Source organism: Nocardia sp. NPDC056000, from assembly GCF_042269265.1.
Classification (GTDB): domain Bacteria; phylum Actinomycetota; class Actinomycetes; order Mycobacteriales; family Mycobacteriaceae; genus Nocardia.
The window spans coordinates 121,426-139,899 of sequence record NZ_JBHJXS010000005.1 but is presented as its reverse complement, the minus strand read 5'-3'; the positions used below and the strand labels follow the sequence as shown (position 1 = coordinate 139,899).

Here is an 18,474-nt window from a genome sequence, read left to right as displayed (position 1 = left end):
GGGGGCAATCGAATGACCGGACGACCACCAACCCGCCGCGGCGGGAACAGCCAAAGGCCGAATCGTGCTGCCGGAGCGCATCTTCGACTGGTTTCCACCGAAGCTCCTGTGTCCAGGCGCCGTTCGGCTCACCTCACACCCAGCCGTACGATAACCGTTCAGATTCCGGCCGACCCCGCCCAGCTGATCATGCTGCGGTCGATCGCCGAAACGGTATGTCTCACCGCTGATTTCGATATCGGCACAGTTACCGATATTCGCATCGCGCTGGATGAGGCCGCCACCATTCTGATGCGGCACCATACGGTCGGCAGCATCATCACCTGCCAATTCGTTTTCGACGAACAGAACATGCGGATCAGGCTCAGCTCGATATCGGAGAGCGCGACGCCTTTCGACATCGCGGATCTGGGCTGGCATGTATTGCGCGCGATGACCGATGATCTGGCCACGAGCGCGAAACCGTTCGACCCGCGCGCATCCGGCTATCCGGTCGAGGTGCGGTTCGCCCGAAGCCGGGGGCGGGTATCCACCGCTCCCCTGCCGCCGGATTCGCCACTGTAGTTCGTTCCGCCGCACTCACTTCTCGGGCGGCTGATCGAAGGTGACTTCGATTTCCTCGAAGTCCTTATTGCGTTGCGCCTGAGCCTGATCGGTGTATGTCCGCCGGTCTCCCGGGGTGAGGATGGCGGACTCGGTGAACAGGGTCAGCAACGCACGCGGATAGAGCCGATCGATCCTGACCACATTGATCTCCGCGCACAGCACGACCACGAACGAGGCCAGATAGAGAAAGCCGAGCAGCCCCAGGACCACCGCGAACACCCCGTTGGTATTCGAGGAATGGTTGACCACCCGCCCGACATAGATCGAGCCGAACCGCTGCAGCAATTGCCAGGCGAGAGCGGCGGCGATCGCGCCGGGAGCGACCTGCCGCAAGCTCAACGGGCGCATGGTCGCCCACTTGAACACCAGCGCGAAGACACCCGCGTTCAACACCACCGATGCCGCGATCAGCAGCCACGCGAATCCGAAACCGATCTGCCACGCGGCGGCGATCCGCGACACCACGATCAATCCGAGAATCAGCGGGCCGATGACGACCAACCCGATCAGTCCCCGAACCCGCACCGCGAACGGATCCGGTCGCTGATTGAGCGGCACCCCCCACGCGACATTCATCGCATTCTGCACCGCCACCGACACACCCAGCCCACCGAACGCCGCACCACCGATCCCGACGATCAGCCCCACGGTGCCGCCGCTGAGCCGCTCCGGCTGCCCGAGTTGATCACCGATCACCGGGAATTGGCTCACCGCCGAATCGAGAATGCGCTGTTGCAGATGCGGCTGCGCCTCGAGTACCACCCCGAGCACGGTCGTCAGGATGAGCAGCAGCGGGAACAACGACACGAACGCGTAGTACGTGATCAACGCCGCCAGATAACCGCCCTGATCACCGACGAACTTGTAGATCACCGCGAGCGGAAACCCCAGCCCCGGATGACGCTGCTGAAAACGGTCGACCCGGTCGACGAATCCGGCCATTCAACCCTCGCGGCACGTGACACGGGTGGCGATTTCGGCTCGTATCAACGGATCGGGCACGAATCGCCTCCTGTCACCCGCGGTGACAGGCTCTGCACACCACGCTACGCCGAGGTTGTGGTGTGCGCGGCGGAGGCCATCGCTCGGGAAGTAGGCCGAGGCCGTGGCCGAACGGGTCAATCGTTGGTCTACTCGCGTCATTGACCGCGCGCGAGCGTATTTGGCAGCGTCACAGGGGTGACGGCGCTGCGGCCGTCGACGGCACTTCCATTGAAATGACGGTTTCCGCGATGCATCACGAATTCGACTGGCTGGTCATCGGTTCCGGGTTCGGCGGCAGCGTGTCGGCGTTGCGATTGAGCGAGAAGGGGTATCGGGTCGGCGTTCTCGAAGCCGGAAGGCGTTTTGCCCCTGAGGATTTCGCCGAGCGGGCGTCTCAGGTCGGGAGGTACTACTTTCTCCCCGGGTTGAAGATGCGGGGCATTTTCCGGCCGACCCTGTTCAAGGACGTTTTCGTGGTGACAGGTGCGGGCGTGGGTGGAGGATCGCTCACCTACGCCAATACGCTGTACCGCAGTCGGCCCGAGTTCGCGACCAACCCGCAGTGGGCACATCTGGGCGATTGGGAAAGCGAGCTCGCACCGCACTATGAGGTGGCCGAACGCATGCTCGGCGTCGTCGATTACGACACCGACGGGCCCGCCGACACCCTGTTGCACGAGTATGCGACCGAGCACGGATTCGGCGGCACCTATGCGCGCAGCCGCGTGGGGGTATTTCTCGGCGAGCCCGGAAAGACCGTGCCAGACCCGTATTTCGACGGTGCGGGACCCGAGCGCAGCGGATGCGTGCGCTGCGGCAGTTGCCTGCTGGGCTGCCGCCACAATGCCAAGAACACCCTCGACAAGAACTATCTCTGGTTCGCCGAACAGCGCGGGACGTCGATTCTGCCGCAGCGCACCGTGATCGATATCCGCCCGCTGGGTGCGGCGGACGGCGGCGACGGATACGCGGTGACGACGGTGGCCACCGGGCGCTGGTTCCGGCGCGATCGACAGGTGCACACCGCCCGAGGAGTGGTCGTGGCCGGTGGCGCGCTCGGCACGAATCGATTGTTGTTGCGCTGCAAGCTATCCGGTTCACTGCCCGGGCTGTCGAATCGGCTCGGGACGCTGGTGCGCACAAACAGTGAATCGATACTCGCGGTCACCGCACCCGATGACGGCAATGATTTCGCGCACGGACTGGCATTGACTTCCGGGGTATATCCGAGCCCGAGCACCCACATTCAGCCCGTAACCTACGGTGCGGGAGGCGATTTCATGTCGCTGCTCACCACGCTCGCCACCGCGCGCGGTACCCGTCGTACACGCCCGCTCTATTACCTGGGCACGGTGCTCCGACATCCGATGCGGTTCGCGCGCGCCACCCGCATCCGGCACGCCTCGCGACGCACGGTGCTGCTGACCACGATGGAGTCGGTGGACAATTCGATCTCGCTGCGGGTGCGCTTCCGACTGCCCACCGGATATCCGGTGCTGACCACCGAGCAAGACCCCAATCACCCTATCCCCCAGTTCATTCCGGCCGCGTACGCTGCCGCCGAAGCCATCGCGGACAAGATCGGCGGGGTGGTGCGGGCGGCGGTCCCCGAGGCTATCGCCTCGATACCCACCACCGCACATATTCTGGGTGGCGCGGTAATCGGCGAGTCACCAGCCGCCGGTGTGGTCGACGCGCGCCACCGCGTATTCGGGTACCGGAACCTGCTGGTATGCGACGGCGCGGCGATCCCCGCGAATGTCGGCGTGAATCCGAGCCTCACCATCACGGCCATGGCCGAGCGGGCAATGAGCTTTTTGCCCGTTGTGCCCGATCACGAACTCCCCGCGCCGATCACGTTCACCACCGCCCGCCAGACCTGAGGCGACGGCTGGGTAGGATCGCGCGATGACAGACGAATCCTTCCGTACGGGGTCGCAGATCCTGTCCATGCAAGAAGCGATCCTTCGTCTCCAGGACTACTGGTCCGGTCACGGTTGCCTGATCGCGCAGCCGTTCAATACCGAAGTCGGTGCGGGAACGATGAATCCGGCGACGCTGCTCAGCGTGCTCGGTCCCGAACCCTGGCGCGTCGCGTACGTCGAACCGTCCGTGCGGCCCGATGACAGCCGATATGGGGAGAACCCGAACCGGCTGCAGACCCACACGCAATTCCAGGTCATTCTCAAGCCCGAGCCGGGGAATCCGCAGGAGCTGTATCTCGGATCGCTGGCGGCGCTGGGCATCGATCTGCATGCGCACGATGTCCGGTTCGTCGAGGACAACTGGGCCCAACCCGCTATCGGCGCTTGGGGTTTGGGGTGGGAGGTCTGGCTCGACGGGATGGAGATCACGCAGTTCACCTACTTCCAGCAGGTGGGCGGGCATACGCTCGATCCGATCCCGGTGGAGATCACCTACGGGCTCGAACGCATTTTGATGGCGGTGCAGAAGGTCGATCATTTCAAGGATCTGCTCTACGCACCCGGTGTCACCTATGGCGAGTTCTTGGGGCAGTCCGAGTACGAGATGTCGCGCTACTACCTCGATGACGCCGACATCGCCGCCACGCGCGCGCTGCTCGACATATACTCGCGCGAGGCCGGGCGGCTCATCGAGCGGCGGCTGCCGATTCCGGCGCACAGTTTCGTGCTCAAGAGCTCACACGCGTTCAATGTGCTCGATGCGCGCGGGGCGATCTCGACGACCGAGCGGGCCAAATGGTTTCAGACGATGCGCACGCAATCGCGGGCGGTGGCTGAGTTGTGGACCGAGTTGCGGGCCGAGGCGGGGCATCCGCGCGGACTGTATGAGCCGTTGCCGATCGCCACCGCCGCAGAGGTCGAATTGCCTTCGCACGGTAGACTGTTGGTGTTCGAGATCGGCACCGAGGAGTTGCCCCCGCATGTGGTCGATGCCACGGCGGCAGCGGTGCACGGCGAACTGAGCCGCCGGCTCGCGGAAACCGCACTCGACCACGGCGCGATCCGGGTCGACGCCACTCCGCGCCGAATCACCGTGCGGGTGGAGGCGATTGGCGATCGTGAACCCGATAGCGTCCAGGTCCGGCGTGGGCCCAAGGTCTCTGCCGCGTATTCCGGCGACGGCGAGCCCACCCGCGCGCTGCAAGGGTTCCTGAACTCCCAGCGGGTCTCCGTGGCCGATCTGACTCGGGTCGAGGTCAACGGCGTCGAACATGTCGCGGTCGAGACGGTGCGCTCGGGGCATAGCGCCGCACAGGTGCTCACCGCGGTGCTGTCGGAGCTCGTGGCGGAGTTGCGTGCCGATAAGAATATGCGCTGGAACGATCCGATCCTGAGCTTCAGTCGGCCGATTCGGTGGCTGCTGGCGCTGTTGAATGACGCTGTGCTGCCGGTCATTTCGGGCTCGCTGCGGGCCGACCGGATCACTCGCGTGCATCGCAACGCCGATCATCCCGAGGTCGGTGTCGTTACAGCAGATGACTACAGCGCGGTGTTGCGTGCCGATGGCATCCTCATCGACTACAACGAACGACGCACCGCCGTGATCGGCGCGGCCGAGACACTGGCCGCCGAGCACGGGGGCACGATCGACACCGACGGTGAATCCGATCTGATCGATGAGATCACCAACCTGGTCGAGACCCCTGTTGGCGTGCTGGGGCATTTCGAGGAACGGTATCTCGAACTGCCCGAACAGATCCTGACCACTGTCATGCGGAAACATCAGCGCTACTTGCCCGTTCGCGACATCGATGGCGGATTGCTCCCGCTGTTCGTCACTCTCGCCAATGGCTCCTGCGATATCGATGTCGTCCGCGCGGGCAATGAGAAGGTGTTGCGCGCACGCTTCGAGGATGCCGCCTTCTTCTGGAAGACCGACCTGCACACCGCGCCCGAGGAATTCCGCACTCGGCTCTCGGGATTGACCTTCGAACAACGCCTCGGCTCCGTGGCCGACCGCGCGGACCGCATCGCCGCCGTCGCGCGCGAGCTCGGCACCGCGATCACGTTGTCCCCCAATGACTCCGAGACACTGGCACGGGCCGGAGCGCTGGTGAAGTTCGACCTCGCCACCCAGATGGTCGTCGAGATGACCTCGCTCGCGGGCACCATCGCGCGCGAATACGCCCGCAAGGCAGGCGAACCCGAGCCCGTCGCCGAGGCGCTGTTCGAGACCGAACTCCCCCGCCACCACAACGACCGCCTGCCCGAGACGGTCCCCGGTGCACTACTCGCGCTGGCAGACCGATTCGACCTGCTGGTCGCGATGCTCGCGGTCGGGGCCAAACTCACCGGCACCTCCGATCCGTACGGCCTGCGCCGCGCAGCCCTCGGTATCGTCCGAATCCTGCGCGCCCACCCCGCGCTCGAGCCGGTGTCCTACCGAGTCGGCCTGGACGCCGCCGCGCGCACCCTGCGCGATCAAGGCATCACCGTCGACGCTGAAATCCTCGACACCGCAGCGGAATTGCTCAGCACCCGATACGAACAGCGGCTGCGCGACGAGGGCATCCCGATCGCACTGATCGAGGCGACACGCGCGGCTGCGTCCCGCCCGTGGCGTGCGGATCACCTGCAGCGCGAGATCGAGCAGGCCCGCACCGAACACGGCCACCAATTCGCCGAGCTGGTCGAAGGACTTCAGCGCATCATGCGGATCCTGCCTCCGAACACCCCGGCCAACTTCGACCCCGCGCTGCTGACCGAACCCGCCGAACAGCACCTCATCACCGTCTCCACCGCCCTCTCCGACAGTCGCGACCAGCCACTCCCGACCTGGGTTTCCTCCGCCGCACCCCTGACTGAGGCCCTGCGACGGTTCTTCGACGACATCCTGGTCATGAGCGAGGACCCCGCCCTGCGCGCCGCACGCCTGGGATTGCTCACCAGCGTGCTGCAAGCCGCCCCGCGCGACATCGACTGGCGCTCAGTACACCAGCTGCGCTCCGACTCCCCCGACACCGCGGATCTCACCGCTTGACCATCGACAGGTGAGAACCAATACCCCTGCGACACTGCCGATCACGATCGGAGCCGAACGATGCCACCCGTCCAGGTCGCCGTCTGCGGCCCCCGTGACTGCACCCCGCAAGAGGCAACCCACGCCCTCGAAGTAGGCCGCCTACTCGCCGAACGCGGCGCGTGCGTCCTCTGCGGCGGCGGCCCAGGCGTCATGGCCGCCGTCGCCGAAGGCGTCACCGCCGCAAACGGTTTCGTCATCGGCATCCGCCCCGACACCGACCCGTCCACCGCCCGCGAAGGACTCTCCGCCGTCATCTACACCGGCATGGGCGAGGCCCGCAACGCCATCCTCATCAACTCCGCCGACGCGGTAATAGTCATCGGCGGCAGCTGGGGCACCCTCTCCGAACTCGCCCTCGCCAATCGCCGCGGCACCATCCCCATCATCACTCTCGGTGGCTGGAAGATCCTCGACGCCGATGACAACCCGGTCGATGCCGCGCTGACCGTCGACACCCCGGAAGCAGCTGTGCACGAAGCCCTCTCACGCACGAAGCCCCACCCCTGAACGAGCCGGAATCCGCCGGATAGGATCGCTCCGGTGATCCCGCGTCCCGCCAAAGGCGTTCCCGATGGCCTGACCCCACGCGCTCGATCGTATGTCCGTAGACGCGGCGTCGAACTCAAGGTCCAGCCCGTGCAGGATCACCGGCAATAGTGGCTCGAGCGCGGCGTTCCCGCGAGCGTGATCGACCGCATGACGGCCTACCAGAACACCTGGGGTGGACTGCATTTGCCACCCGCGCCGATGTACGACGGCGGACCCCACTATTTCCAGCCGGATTCGCCCGAATCAGACTCTGCGGGATGGTGGTTCGAAGCCGGGCCACAACGAACAGCGGTGCCCTTCACTTTCATGATCGGTCCGTCCGGTGAATTCGGAATCCAGGCGGAGAGGGCTCGTTGGGCGGCTTTGCATTCAACCATCGAGGGCTGGGTGGAAGCGCTGGCTTTAGCCGACCACGCATCGGTGTGCGCACGCCGGATCACCAGGCTCATGGGTGATGAGGTCGATGGCGTCGACTTGGACGGCTACGAGCCGGTGCTCGAGGTGATGGGCCTCGCGGACACCTGGTGGCGTGGGCCGGACTCGCTGGTGGCGTTGTACACCGGTGAGGCAAAAGGCCTCGATTTCCCCGGGGCGCGTGTCGCGGTGATCTATTCGGGCCTCGATGAGTGGGGTTCCACGGCGACGCAACGCCCGATGCGTCGCCATGCCCAGCCCTCGATTCAGTGTGAAGTAGCGATGTTTCATTTCTGCTACGGATTCATGCGGGCCGCGATACAGTGCTGCCTGCGTGGACAACACGAAGAAGGGATGGGGACTATGAAGGATGGGGAAATAGGGCTTTTGTAGATGAACCGGAGGTGGCTGCCCGACTCGACGGAGGTCGGCGGGAAAGCCCCTGCTCGGTAATCTCATCGCATTTCAGGGTCGGCCTGGCGGTACAGCCATGCCGAATACTGTTCTGCGCCAACCGCAATGCGAATTGCGGAATTTCTGATGCCGTCGATTCGGCGAGGCTTCGACGCCAACGCTCGATTCGTCATGCGCATTTATATCGATTACCCGGATGGGAATCCTTGTGAGAATACGAAAAGTATTGATGCTGGCACCCCTGGTGGCGATGACCACGGTTATGTCGGTTGTTTCGGGAGCCGGTAGCAGCAGCGCCGACAACGCCTCCGATCTGGCGCTTTATCACCCCAGTTCGGGCTGGGCGCAGGGCCTGATGGGCGCGGGTAGCGTGACCTCCACGGGAGCCGGGGTGACGATCTATGTCATTGACGGTCCGATGAATGTCAACTTGCCGGAATTCGGCGGACGGGCGTCGATCGCCCAGAATTACTTCGCTCCCAATACAACTGAGACATTCCTCGACGATCATGCGACCGAGGTCGCCGTCGCCGCCGCGGGTTCCACATTGGGATTGGCGAAACAGGCCACGATCAAGTCTGTGCAGGTCCGCCCGGACTGCAGTGGCGATTGCGTCGACATCCAAAGATTGGTGGACGGAGTCAATTGGGTAAGGACGGACCATCAGGGCAAGGGACCGGCGGTAGCGGTGATCTCCGCCAATCTGAGTAGCAACATCGGATTCGGTCACGACCCCAATCATCAACTGCGGGACGCTGTCAACGCACTCGCGGCAGACAATGTGTTCGTTGCGGTGTCAGCCGGAAATTACGATGACACCGTTCCCGCACCGCTGCAGCCACTTTCCGTCAATGCCTGCTTCAACCCTCCAGCCGATGCGGCGGGTCCTATGATCGCCGCCGCCAGCGACGCCAGTGACAAGCATGTCTGGCAGGAGATCACCCCGTCGGGAGCGGGACATTCAGTACAGAAGATCTGGACTTCATCCGGATTCGGCTGTGCCGACATTTTCGCGCCCGGGCAGTGGATCGATACCAAACTCGCCGACGGAACCGACACCATGCAGTCGGGAACCTCATTCTCGACGCCCTACGTGGCTGCCGCGGCCGCCCTGTACAAATCGAAGTTCGGTGACGCCGCCTCGCCCACGATCAAAACGTGGCTCTTGCAGCATGCGGCACCCATGAAGGGCCTGTACACCAACTGGCTCTACGGCAACGACCCCACCGGGCGGTTGAACCTCAATGGCCTGTGATCGCACAGCCTTCCACTGCCTCCGCACGAATCGCCGGGAGAAATCATGATCTCTGTACACTCGCGCACTCGCCGCTTCGCGACCGCGACCTTTCTCGCCTTGGCCACCAGCGCACTCCTGGCCCCGCAGGCGTTCGCCAAAGTCGACAATGTCAAGGCCCCGGAGGACGTAGCCAAGTACCCCTGCGCGTTCCACTGCCAGATCACCGCCCAGCTTTCCGGTGCGGACGCCAATGCCCCGGTGACGTTCTCCGTCAACGGCCAGAAGATCGGCACCGCAACGCCGGCCGCCGAAAAGGACGGCGACAAAGGCAAGTTGACCGCCTCCATCGAATGGGCAGCACCTGGCAACGGTGAATACGTCATCACCGCCACCCAGGGCTCAGGCGACAAATCGACCACCTACAAGTTGGACGTAGACGTATCAAAGACCTCCAAGAAGTCCGGCTGACCCGTTGATCGGTGATGTGCGGATCCGGCATCTCGACCGGGCCCGCACATCACCGTCGGCGGCTCGATTCCTTCGACCTGGCGGCATGCGAGCGGATTCCGAGGGGCAGCCGAGAAAGTCACAGGTGCCAAGTACGTTGCTCTGCATGGAATTCGAGTTGCCGCGACCTGATGTTCTGTGGACCACAATCGCTGATCACGGATATGCGTTCTTGAACCTCGCGGACGGCAGCCCAAGGGCGATCAAGGTTTTCCGCGCTGATGAACCGACCTGGGCGGTGGGCAATCGGCTGGTGAGCGAGGACGGCACCGGAAACTGGTACGCCCTGGTCAACGTGGACGCCGAACGGGCACTGCTGTTCGGGGGTGATGAATCAACCGCGTTGGTCGACACCGACTTCGATCCGTGGGCAAGCGCGCCGCCCTGGGCAGCGGTCGTTGACCGGACAGTCGTTCACCCCAGATTGCACGAGGATGTTGTCACCTTCGTCCGCTGGTGGGACGGAATACAGTGGTGCCGAACCCCTTTCGAGGCGGACCTGCCCGACGAGTACGACGACGAACCTGACGCCGACGACGGCCTGTACGCCGGGTTATGGCAGCTGTTCGATCCCGCGTGGACGCCCGAAGACGAGCGGCGGCCTTCGGACCAAGCGCAGTACACATACGGTTTTGTACCCGGTGAGCCTGGCATGCGGTACTGGAAGATCAACGCGCACACTGCAACCGGGACCGAGTCGAGACAAGTCGTGGTCGAGATCGACGCCAACGGATACGAGGTTCGAAAAGTCGAGTACTTCGCTGACGGCCGGAGGGGTTTCGCCGGGGGCATCATGTCGACGTTGCGTACCCAGCTCTCGGCGACTCCCGTAGCGGCTATCGCCGAACATCCCGGCATGGTGGAAACAATCTCTCCTCGGGAGTTCGAGGCCGAATGGCTTGCCGTCGGCGCTTGCTATCGATAGGAACGGGTACCGTGACGCAGGTTCGATTGAGTCGCCCTAGGAACGATGTAATCGGGAAGGACGCGTCGAGATGATCGATCATGTCTACGTTTCGGTCACGGATATCGAGAAGTCGCTGGCCTTCTACATCGCGGCGCTGAAGCCGCTGGGCTGGCGCGAATTCGGAAAGTACGACTCGGCCTCCGGGCCCGATAATGTTCCGGATCTGTTCGGTGTCGGCGATGACATCTATGTCTCCGGCACCGGGGTCGGATCGAGTATCTGGTTGCGGCAACGGCAACCCGGCGAGACGGGGCTGTACGTCGGGATCGTGTGCGATAGCAACGATGCCGTTGATGCCGCCTACCGTGCCGCTATCGACGCCGGTGGTCTCGATGACGGAGTCCCGGCGGATCGGACGTATTTCGCCCCGGGCTATTACGCCGGCAATGTCGCCGACTTCGATGGCAACCGCATAGAGTTCGTGCACAAGGCATGGAACCCCGCGCGCTAGGCGACTCGCGGATTGGAGAGAGTGGCGGATCGTGGCGGAGGACCTGACCGTGACTCGGAGGCTGGTGATTCCCGCGTCCGAGTTGCGTGAGCGATTCTCGCGGTCGTCCGGTCCGGGAGGGCAGCACGTCAATACCACCGACAGCCGGGTGGAGTTGTCGTTCGATCTCGCCAATTCCCCCTCGGTGCCGGAGTCGTTGCGCGCCAGGATGATTGAGCGCCTGGCTACCCGCCTGGTCAACGGCGTGATCACGATCGCAGCATCGGAGCACCGTGCCCAGCTGCAGAACCGTGAGGCCGCCCGCGAACGCCTGGCCGCCCTACTACGGGAGGCCGCTGCCGCACCGCCGCCCGTGCGCCGCGCCACCAAACCCTCACGCGGAGCGAAGGAACGCCGCATCGCGGAGAAGAAGCGGCGCGGGATCACCAAACGTAATCGCCGTGCCTCCCCCGATGACTAGCTCAGTGTGAGCGCTCAACCAGACCATCGATGGTCGCTATCCATTCCGAAGGGTTGGGAAGAATGAAGCCGTAGTCGCCGGCCTGGGTGGAGACGACGAGATGGGTGCTGCCGCCACGGACCGCGCCGTTGAAAACCTTGGATTCGTGAGCGCCGGTGATGGCATGGACGGGGATCTCGATCAGTTTCGAGGTGGCAGTGCGGAAGACCAGGCGACGCGCGGTGAGACCGATCTGACCGTTGTTGCTGACGTTGGAGACGCCCGGGACCGTGGAGCCTCGATAGATACCGCGTTCCATGGGCCGAATGATCGATTCCGCGGCCATGCTCGCGGTCAGCTCCTTGTCCAGCAGAGCGTTCTTGCGGCGGAAGTGGATCACGATGGGGATCCAGATCAGCTGGATCGACAGGGCAGCAAGGACGATGCAGATCACCAGAATGACGACGTCCATGTCGATCTTCCGTTCTTCGACGACTGCGGCGGCATGTACTGCCACCTGCGAAAATCGTATGCCTGCTCTTTGCCGGAAGGGAAGGCGATCTCGAGCGATGTGGTGAGCATGGGATGGTTGTCAGTCGGCCTTCCTGTATCGCGCGCCAAGTAAGGAACAACGATGACCGCACCGGGTAACCGGCAACTCCATGTCGACGCCGTAACCACTTACATCGCAACACATTTGGTGCGAGCACATGAATCCGGTGGCGGCGAGGGATCCAGCTGGTTTCGCACGGGCGCTCCCAGCGACGAATTGAATGCGGTGCTGCGGCTGGGCGGCGATCTTCCCGCCGAGGTCGAACGATTGCGGGACCTGTTCGACAGCATTCCTGCATCCTGGCATTTCTGGCGAGACATCGACTCGCCTGAAATCCCTTTGCTGCTAACGCAATCCGGTCTCGCTCTGTTCGAAACCGAGCCGCTCATGCTGTTCACGGGTACGGGCGAATCAGCACCTCACGACCTCGGGCAACATAAGCTCGCGCGAATCGAGGAAGTCACAGACGACCGCGGCCTGGCGCAGTGGGCAGCCCTCTGGTCGGACTCCCCCGATACGGATGCGTTGGTGGCGGGCCTGCGCCAGGGCTTCGCATCGACTCGCTACCTGGTGTGGCGTGATCGCGGCGAGGTTCTCGGCTGCGCAGCCGTCGTGACCAGCCCTGCGGGCGCATCGATCGAGCACATCGTCACGCGAGCCGATCACCGCGGGCATGGCATCGGCACCGCCCTCACCAGGCGAGCCCTCGAGCTGGCCCTCGATTCCGGCACCGATCGCGTAATACTGACCGCCTCGCCCGACGGCGAACGAATCTACGAACGACTCGGATTCGCCACCGTCGGGCACGTCGACCGATACGTGTGAGGGCTCAGGCGGTCATCGCACTTCGAAAGTCGAACGGGCGGTGGGTATCCGGCCGCGCGGGCCGTAGATCGCCCACGCGAATCTCGGCGACACAAGCTCGCAAACAACGCCCCCTACTCTCTGAGGATGCGCGACCTCTACACCTCCCCCGCCCCGCCCTCCGATCATGGCGACCTGGCGAGCCGAATCCGTCAGGCGGCCCACCTGACCGGTGAATTCCTGCTGCGGTCCGGTGATACCGCCACCCAGTTCCTGGACGAATACCGTTTCGCGGCCGACCCCGCGCTGCTCGACGCGGCCGCTCTCGCCATGGTCGCGCTGATTCCCCCGGACACCGAGGTCCTGGGCGGCCTGGAGCTCGGCGGCGTACCCATCGCGACCGCGCTCTCCCTGCGCACGGGGCTGCCGGTCAGCTTCATTCGCAAGAAGGCCAAGGTGCACGGGACGTGCCGCCTCGCCGAGGGCGCCGACATCGCGGACAGGCACGTCATGATCGTTGACGCCGTCGTGAACACCGGCGGCCAGATAGCCCTGTCCGCAGCTGATCTCCGCGGGCTGGGTGCCATCGTCACCCATGCCCTGTGCGTGGTCGATCGGGGTCGCGGCGGGCGCGCCAACCTGGCCGCGCACGGGGTGGAGTTGGTGAATCTGCTGGAGCTGACCTGATATTCGAAGTATCAGGTCAGCTCTCGGCCGGATTTGTTTCCCTACGGGGTGACGATGGCGAAGTCCACATCGGCGGTATCGAGCAGACCCGCGAGAGTGGCGAACACCTTCGGATCGCCCTCGACGCCGACACCGTCGAGGCCCTTGCCCGCCAGCACGCCCAGCAACTGCGCTTTGGTCAGGGTCAGGGTGAGGTCCGCGGGACCGTAATGAGGTGCGTCCTTGGTCGCGGTGCGGTGGGTCAGCGCACCATTGGACAGGGTCAGGCGGACGGTTTGGGCGTTGTCGGTGACCTTCCAGTCCATGATGAATCCGGTCTTGGCCGCTTTCGGGCCGTTGACTCGCACGGCCATGGAATCGATGAGCATCTCGACGGTCAATGCCATCGCCATCTCCGGGTTGGCGGTGTCGAGTGCGGTGTGCACCACGCCTTTTCGCAGTTCCAGCGCGCCGGAGAGGTAGAAGTTGCGCCACGGGCCGTTCTCCGCGCCGTAGCCCAGCTTGTCGTAGATCGCGGCGAGCGTTTCCTTCGCCAAGCTGTTGCCGGGTTCGGCGAAGATGGCATGGTTGAGAAGTGTTGCGGCGAAACGCAAGTCACCCTTCTCGAAGTAGTCCTTCGCCTTGCTGATCAGCGCGTCCACACCGCCGTAGTCCACGACATAGCGCTTGGCCTGCTCGACCGGCGGGAGCTCCCACAGGTGCGCGGGGTTGCCGTCGAACCAGCCCATATAGCGCTGGTAGATGGCTTTGACGTTATGGCTGATCGAACCGTAGTAGCCGCGGTTGGCCCACCTACTGTCCAATGCCTCGGGCAGTTCGAAGTTCTCGGCGATCTCGGGGCCGGTGAGCCCGTTGTTGAGCATGCGCAGGGTCTGATCGTGCAGGTACGCGTACATGTCACGCTGTCCGGCCAACAGGTCGACGAAGCGGTCCTTGCCCCACACCGGCCAGTGGTGCGAGGCGAACGAGACGTCGATCTTGTCGGCGAACATGGCGATGGCCTCGTCGAGGTACCGCGCCCAGATGCGCGAATCACGCACCAGCGCACCGCGCAGCGTCAGAATGTTGTGCATATTGTGAGTGACGTTCTCCGCCATACACATTGCGCGTTTGTCCGGGAACAGGAAGTTCATTTCCGAGGGCGCTTCGGTGCCCGGGGTGAGCTGGAAGACGATCCGCACACCGTCGACGGTCTCCTCCTGACCGGTCCGCGTGATGTCCACGGTCGGCGGGATCAGGGTGATGGTGCCGGTGGAGGTGGTCATGCCCAGACCACAGCCGATCTGGGCGTCGGGGCCCTTCGGCAGATTCGCGCCGTACATGTACGCGGCGCGGCGGGTCATGGCGGTTCCGGCATAGACGTTCTCGCTCACCGCGTGCTCGAGGAAACCCGATGGCGCGATCACCGGGACCTCGGCGTGCCCGTGCGGGACGACCCCGCGCGCACCACCGAAATGGTCGCCGTGGGAGTGGGTGTAGATCAGGCCGGTCACCGGGCGATCACCGCGATGCTCGCGGTACAGGGCCAGCGCGGCGGCGGCCGTCTCGGCCGAGATCAGCGGATCGATGACGATGACGCCGGTATCACCCTCGATGATCGTCATATTGGACAGATCAAGGTTGCGGACCTGGTAGATACCGTCGGTCACCTCGAACAGGCCCTGCTTATTGCACAGCTGGCCCTGCCGCCACAGGCTCGGGTTCGCGGTGGGCGGGCAATCACCGTCCAGGAAGCTGTACGCGTCGCCGTCCCAGATGACTTTTCCGTCCGCCTTGGTGATGACGGCCGGTGACAATGCGGCAATGAATCCGCGCTCGGCGTCCTCGAAGTCGGTTCGGTCCGTGTAGTCCAGCGACATATCCGTTCCCTCTCCGTTGAGTCCTGACCTACCTCGATAGTTCCCGGAAAAGGACGTCGCCGCGTAAACCGACACGGATGATTTTCATTCCGAATTCACACCGAACGCGACCGACGCACCTCCCCCCGACGATTAACCGGCAGGCCATGCACACCGCGAGACTCGTCACATAATCACCCCTACGCCGAGCGCGGATTGACGATGACCCCACCGGGCAACCGGTAACTCTATTCCGACGCCGTAACCACCTACGTCACAACATATTTGGTACCAGCGAAGGAGTCCGGGCACGACGAAACATCCAGCTGGTTTCGCACCGGTGCTCCCAGCGACGAACTGAACGGCGTACTGCGCCTGGGCGGTGATCTTCGCGCCGAGATCGAACGATTTCGGGACCAATTCGACCGTACCCCCGCGTGCCGACATTTCTGGCGGTACATCGACTCTCCCGAAATCCCGGAACTGCTAACGCAATACGGGCTCGCCCGGTACGAAACCGAGCCGCTCGGTGGTCACCAGCGCCGCGGACGCATCGATCGAGCACATCGTCACGCGAGCCGATCACCGCAGACGAAGGATCGGCACCGTACTCACCGAACACACTCTCGACCTGGCCTTGGAGTCGGCGCCCGACCGCGTCATCCTCACCGCCTCGCCCGACGGTCAACAGATCCACCGACGAGTCGGCTTCGTCACCGTCGGGCACGTCGACCGCTACGCCTGACGGCCCGGTGCGTTCCCGACGATCCAGTGATCGTCACGCTGTGGTGCCGCTATGGATCCGGAACGACGGATAGGAATTGCCAAGCGCGCGTTGCCGCTTGGAGATTGAAGCGAACATTCATATCGCGCAGATCGAAGCCGGTGAGTTCACGAATGCGGCCCAGGCGATAGCGCAGCGTGCTGCGATGGATATGCAATACCGCGGCGGAATCGTCGTAATTACCACCGCATTCGAGATACTGGGCCAGCGTGTAGACCAGATCGGAGTTCCGGTTGTCGTCGTAGTCGAGCAGGACACCGAGCCACTCGCGCACGAAATCCTCGACCTGACCCTGAGTGTGCGCCGCGTCGACCAGACGATAGAAGCCGAGTTCGTCGAATGCCGTCGCGCCGTCCGGGATTCGCGAACGTCGCCGGATGTGCACGGCCCGCTGTGCGTCGGCGAACGATCGCGCGAAATCGCTCGGCTGCTCGGACCGACCGCTGATGCCGACGGTGATCGGCGTGGTGTCGACGCCCTCGCGCAGCGCGTGGTGGAAGGCGACCGGATCCGGTCTGCGGTCGGTGATCAGCACGATCATGCCGCTGTGGCGGCCCTGGATGACGTGCAGACTCTGGGCCGATGCGGCGCGCCGCGCCGTCTCGGCGATCGCATCGGTATGGCTCGCACTGTGTACCAGGACGACGTAGTGCGCCCCGCGCAGGTCGTGCCCCAGTGCCTGCGCGCGAGCGTAGGCACTGTCGTTATCGGTGCCGGAGGCCAGATCGTCGACGAGATCGCGGCGCAACCGCAGTTCGATCTCGGCGAGATTGCGCTGATGCGCCAGTTCGAGGGCGAGCATGGTGCTGCCGTACGCCAGTACGAACAGCTGAGCGTCGGCCACCTGTTCGCCGGGATCGATCAGCGCGAGGGTACCCAGGACCTCCGCACGCGGCTTCACCAGCATGATCACCCGGTCGTGGACCCGCAGTGGCGCGTTGTGGGTCGCGAGCCGATGCAGCAGCTGATCATGTTGTTCCGGTGTTGCTTTGGGATAGGGTTCGGGCTGCCCGGGCCCCGACCACGCCCGCAGATTTCCGAAGGGGTCTTCGACCGCGACGGGCAAATCGGTCAGCTGGGCGACGGCGTCGGCGATGCCCTGTTCGCCCTGCCCGTAGGCGGCGGCTCCGGAGAGCACCTCGAGTGTTCGCCGCTGCCGTTCCAGGCGCAGGACCGTGGCGGCCAATTGTTCGTTGATCGCGGTGAGTTCGGTGGAATGCAGGGCGGCGCGTTCGTGGGTGGCCGCATTGGCCAGTGCCGCACCGGTCACCTGCGCCAGTATTTCCAGCAGGAAGATCTCATCGGGTCGCGGTGCGCGGGTGGAGCCGACAATCAGTGATCCGACAACTCCGGACAGGCTCCCGAGGACGAACGCCCAGCCCCAGTTATCGTCCGCCAGGCTCACGCTGCCCGCGCCGTCCTGGGCGGTGATCTGTGCGTCCAGTCCCGGTTGCGCGGGTAGACCCTGCGGGAATGGCTGGAATTCACCGTCCACCCGGTGATAGCTCGCCAACGTCCGACACGAGCCGAGGGACGGGACGGCCGCACCCGCCATCCGGAGTATGTCCCCGATCCGGTGCTCGTTCGACAGCGCCGCGGACAACGCGCACAGCCCGCGCAACGACAGCAACTGGGCATCCGCCAATCCGTTGACGATGGGATAACTCAGCAATGGCTGATTCATGGCAAAGGAGTCTGGCCTCCGAGGTGGTGTTGATCGCCAACGTACCCCGGCTGCGACCGCGCTGCGCGGATCCAGGCCGATATGCACCGTTGCTGCATCAAAGCAGCAAATGAAATATCTCAAATACCACGGACCATTCCGCGCTGCCCGGACGCTTGGCTTTCGGGTCGATCGCGATAAATGTCTGCGCGAGGGCCACACTCAGCCCACCGGCGATCAACGGCAATCGGCGCTCGGTCTCCTGCGCGAGTGCCACGTCCAATGGCGGACGGGCGACGAGTTGGTCGAGCAGCGGTTGCAGCTCGATCTCCTCATCCAATTTCTCGAAACGATGCATGCTCTGCTGCAGGCCCGCGGTGATCGGCAGATCCCACGGCTCGATCACATCCCGCGCGTTCGCCTTCGCGGACGCCTTGGCGACGATGAGCAGGTCGTAGATCTTGTCGTCGATGAACTCGGTATAGCGCCGGAGATCATTGTGGTGCACCTGCAGTCCGGCCGCGGCGCGGAAGAAACGCTCAAATTTGACAACACCCATGATCGGCATTC

The 18,474-nt window shown here is 64.1% G+C and carries 18 protein-coding genes; 13 read left to right on the top strand and 5 right to left on the bottom strand.

Going from position 1 to position 18,474, the window contains the following annotated elements:
* Nucleotides 1–108 precede the first annotated feature (108 nt).
* Nucleotides 109–564 carry an ATP-binding protein gene (locus ACFC4D_RS16140; protein WP_376063923.1) on the top strand — a complete coding sequence of 152 codons (456 nt, stop codon included), beginning with the start codon at nucleotides 109–111 and terminating at the stop codon, nucleotides 562–564.
* Between the two features lie 15 nt (nucleotides 565–579).
* On the opposite strand, the gene ACFC4D_RS16135 is transcribed toward ACFC4D_RS16140, so the two are convergent.
* The gene (locus tag ACFC4D_RS16135; RefSeq protein ID WP_376063920.1) at nucleotides 580–1,548 is read right to left on the bottom strand and encodes a YihY/virulence factor BrkB family protein; all 969 of its coding nucleotides are present in this window, start codon (nucleotides 1,546–1,548) and stop codon (nucleotides 580–582) included.
* A 290-nt stretch (nucleotides 1,549–1,838) separates the two neighbouring features.
* On the opposite strand from ACFC4D_RS16135, the gene ACFC4D_RS16130 reads away from it, so the two are divergent.
* The 9 genes from ACFC4D_RS16130 (at nucleotide 1,839) to arfB (ending at nucleotide 11,596) form a co-directional block, all read left to right on the top strand.
* Entirely contained in the window at nucleotides 1,839–3,473 is a 1,635-nt protein-coding gene (locus tag ACFC4D_RS16130; protein ID WP_376063918.1) for a GMC oxidoreductase, read from the top strand.
* Nucleotides 3,474–3,498: 25 nt separating this feature from the next.
* The gene (locus ACFC4D_RS16125; RefSeq protein WP_376063915.1) at nucleotides 3,499–6,555 is read left to right on the top strand and encodes a glycine--tRNA ligase; all 3,057 of its coding nucleotides are present in this window, start codon (nucleotides 3,499–3,501) and stop codon (nucleotides 6,553–6,555) included.
* A gap of 60 nt (nucleotides 6,556–6,615) precedes the next feature.
* Nucleotides 6,616–7,104, top strand: a complete 489-nt coding sequence (locus ACFC4D_RS16120) for an LOG family protein (RefSeq protein ID WP_376063913.1) — start codon at nucleotides 6,616–6,618, stop codon at nucleotides 7,102–7,104.
* Nucleotides 7,105–7,293: 189 nt separating this feature from the next.
* On the top strand, nucleotides 7,294–7,953 hold the full coding sequence (locus tag ACFC4D_RS16115) for a hypothetical protein (protein ID WP_376063911.1): 660 nt from the start codon (nucleotides 7,294–7,296) through the stop codon (nucleotides 7,951–7,953).
* Between the two features lie 217 nt (nucleotides 7,954–8,170).
* Nucleotides 8,171–9,229, top strand: coding sequence for a S8 family serine peptidase (locus ACFC4D_RS16110; protein ID WP_376063908.1), 1,059 nt, complete (start codon nucleotides 8,171–8,173; stop codon nucleotides 9,227–9,229).
* A 45-nt stretch (nucleotides 9,230–9,274) separates the two neighbouring features.
* On the top strand, nucleotides 9,275–9,679 hold the full coding sequence (locus ACFC4D_RS16105) for an Ig-like domain-containing protein (protein ID WP_376063905.1): 405 nt from the start codon (nucleotides 9,275–9,277) through the stop codon (nucleotides 9,677–9,679).
* Between the two features lie 145 nt (nucleotides 9,680–9,824).
* Nucleotides 9,825–10,643, top strand: coding sequence for a DUF6881 domain-containing protein (locus tag ACFC4D_RS16100; RefSeq protein ID WP_376063902.1), 819 nt, complete (start codon nucleotides 9,825–9,827; stop codon nucleotides 10,641–10,643).
* A gap of 70 nt (nucleotides 10,644–10,713) precedes the next feature.
* Nucleotides 10,714–11,136, top strand: a complete 423-nt coding sequence (locus ACFC4D_RS16095) for a VOC family protein (RefSeq protein ID WP_376063900.1) — start codon at nucleotides 10,714–10,716, stop codon at nucleotides 11,134–11,136.
* Nucleotides 11,137–11,167: 31 nt separating this feature from the next.
* Nucleotides 11,168–11,596: an alternative ribosome rescue aminoacyl-tRNA hydrolase ArfB gene (arfB, locus tag ACFC4D_RS16090; protein ID WP_376063897.1), complete on the top strand. Its 429-nt coding sequence runs from the start codon at nucleotides 11,168–11,170 to the stop codon at nucleotides 11,594–11,596.
* A gap of 1 nt (nucleotide 11,597) precedes the next feature.
* On the opposite strand, the gene ACFC4D_RS16085 is transcribed toward arfB, so the two are convergent.
* Nucleotides 11,598–12,092: a hypothetical protein gene (locus ACFC4D_RS16085; protein WP_376063896.1), complete on the bottom strand. Its 495-nt coding sequence runs from the start codon at nucleotides 12,090–12,092 to the stop codon at nucleotides 11,598–11,600.
* 261 nt (nucleotides 12,093–12,353) lie between these two features.
* Between ACFC4D_RS16085 and ACFC4D_RS16080 the strand changes: the two genes are divergently transcribed.
* Nucleotides 12,354–12,953 (top strand): GNAT family N-acetyltransferase, encoded by a 600-nt coding sequence (locus ACFC4D_RS16080; protein ID WP_376063893.1) that lies wholly within the window; start codon nucleotides 12,354–12,356, stop codon nucleotides 12,951–12,953.
* A gap of 126 nt (nucleotides 12,954–13,079) precedes the next feature.
* Entirely contained in the window at nucleotides 13,080–13,619 is a 540-nt protein-coding gene (locus ACFC4D_RS16075) for an orotate phosphoribosyltransferase (RefSeq protein ID WP_376063890.1), read from the top strand.
* A 41-nt stretch (nucleotides 13,620–13,660) separates the two neighbouring features.
* Here the strand turns inward: ACFC4D_RS16075 and ACFC4D_RS16070 are convergent, their stop codons facing one another.
* The gene (locus ACFC4D_RS16070; RefSeq protein ID WP_376063887.1) at nucleotides 13,661–15,478 is read right to left on the bottom strand and encodes an alkyl/aryl-sulfatase; all 1,818 of its coding nucleotides are present in this window, start codon (nucleotides 15,476–15,478) and stop codon (nucleotides 13,661–13,663) included.
* Nucleotides 15,479–15,986: 508 nt separating this feature from the next.
* Between ACFC4D_RS16070 and ACFC4D_RS16065 the strand changes: the two genes are divergently transcribed.
* Nucleotides 15,987–16,202 (top strand): GNAT family N-acetyltransferase, encoded by a 216-nt coding sequence (locus ACFC4D_RS16065; RefSeq protein ID WP_376063885.1) that lies wholly within the window; start codon nucleotides 15,987–15,989, stop codon nucleotides 16,200–16,202.
* A 49-nt stretch (nucleotides 16,203–16,251) separates the two neighbouring features.
* Here ACFC4D_RS16065 and ACFC4D_RS16060 read toward each other — a convergent pair whose 3' ends face one another.
* Together ACFC4D_RS16060 and ACFC4D_RS16055 are read right to left on the bottom strand one after the other, a co-directional pair.
* Nucleotides 16,252–17,925: a PucR family transcriptional regulator gene (locus tag ACFC4D_RS16060; RefSeq protein WP_376063882.1), complete on the bottom strand. Its 1,674-nt coding sequence runs from the start codon at nucleotides 17,923–17,925 to the stop codon at nucleotides 16,252–16,254.
* A 97-nt stretch (nucleotides 17,926–18,022) separates the two neighbouring features.
* Entirely contained in the window at nucleotides 18,023–18,463 is a 441-nt protein-coding gene (locus tag ACFC4D_RS16055; protein WP_376064848.1) for a DUF1931 family protein, read from the bottom strand.
* Nucleotides 18,464–18,474 lie beyond the last annotated feature (11 nt).

Excerpts from the sequence above, each read along its gene's own strand:
- ACFC4D_RS16135 (WP_376063920.1), bottom strand. The coding sequence starts at position 1,548 with ATGGCCGGATTCGTCGACCGGGTCGACCGTTTTCAGCAGCGTCATCCG.
- ACFC4D_RS16130 (WP_376063918.1), top strand. The coding sequence starts at position 1,839 with ATGCATCACGAATTCGACTGGCTGGTCATCGGTTCCGGGTTCGGCGGC.
- ACFC4D_RS16125 (WP_376063915.1), top strand. The coding sequence starts at position 3,499 with ATGACAGACGAATCCTTCCGTACGGGGTCGCAGATCCTGTCCATGCAA.
- ACFC4D_RS16120 (WP_376063913.1), top strand. The coding sequence starts at position 6,616 with ATGCCACCCGTCCAGGTCGCCGTCTGCGGCCCCCGTGACTGCACCCCG.
- ACFC4D_RS16115 (WP_376063911.1), top strand. The coding sequence starts at position 7,294 with ATGACGGCCTACCAGAACACCTGGGGTGGACTGCATTTGCCACCCGCG.
- ACFC4D_RS16110 (WP_376063908.1), top strand. The coding sequence starts at position 8,171 with ATGGGAATCCTTGTGAGAATACGAAAAGTATTGATGCTGGCACCCCTG.
- ACFC4D_RS16105 (WP_376063905.1), top strand. The coding sequence starts at position 9,275 with ATGATCTCTGTACACTCGCGCACTCGCCGCTTCGCGACCGCGACCTTT.
- ACFC4D_RS16100 (WP_376063902.1), top strand. The coding sequence starts at position 9,825 with ATGGAATTCGAGTTGCCGCGACCTGATGTTCTGTGGACCACAATCGCT.
- ACFC4D_RS16095 (WP_376063900.1), top strand. The coding sequence starts at position 10,714 with ATGATCGATCATGTCTACGTTTCGGTCACGGATATCGAGAAGTCGCTG.
- ACFC4D_RS16075 (WP_376063890.1), top strand. The coding sequence starts at position 13,080 with ATGCGCGACCTCTACACCTCCCCCGCCCCGCCCTCCGATCATGGCGAC.
- ACFC4D_RS16070 (WP_376063887.1), bottom strand. The coding sequence starts at position 15,478 with ATGTCGCTGGACTACACGGACCGAACCGACTTCGAGGACGCCGAGCGC.
- ACFC4D_RS16060 (WP_376063882.1), bottom strand. The coding sequence starts at position 17,925 with ATGAATCAGCCATTGCTGAGTTATCCCATCGTCAACGGATTGGCGGAT.
- ACFC4D_RS16055 (WP_376064848.1), bottom strand. The coding sequence starts at position 18,463 with ATGGGTGTTGTCAAATTTGAGCGTTTCTTCCGCGCCGCGGCCGGACTG.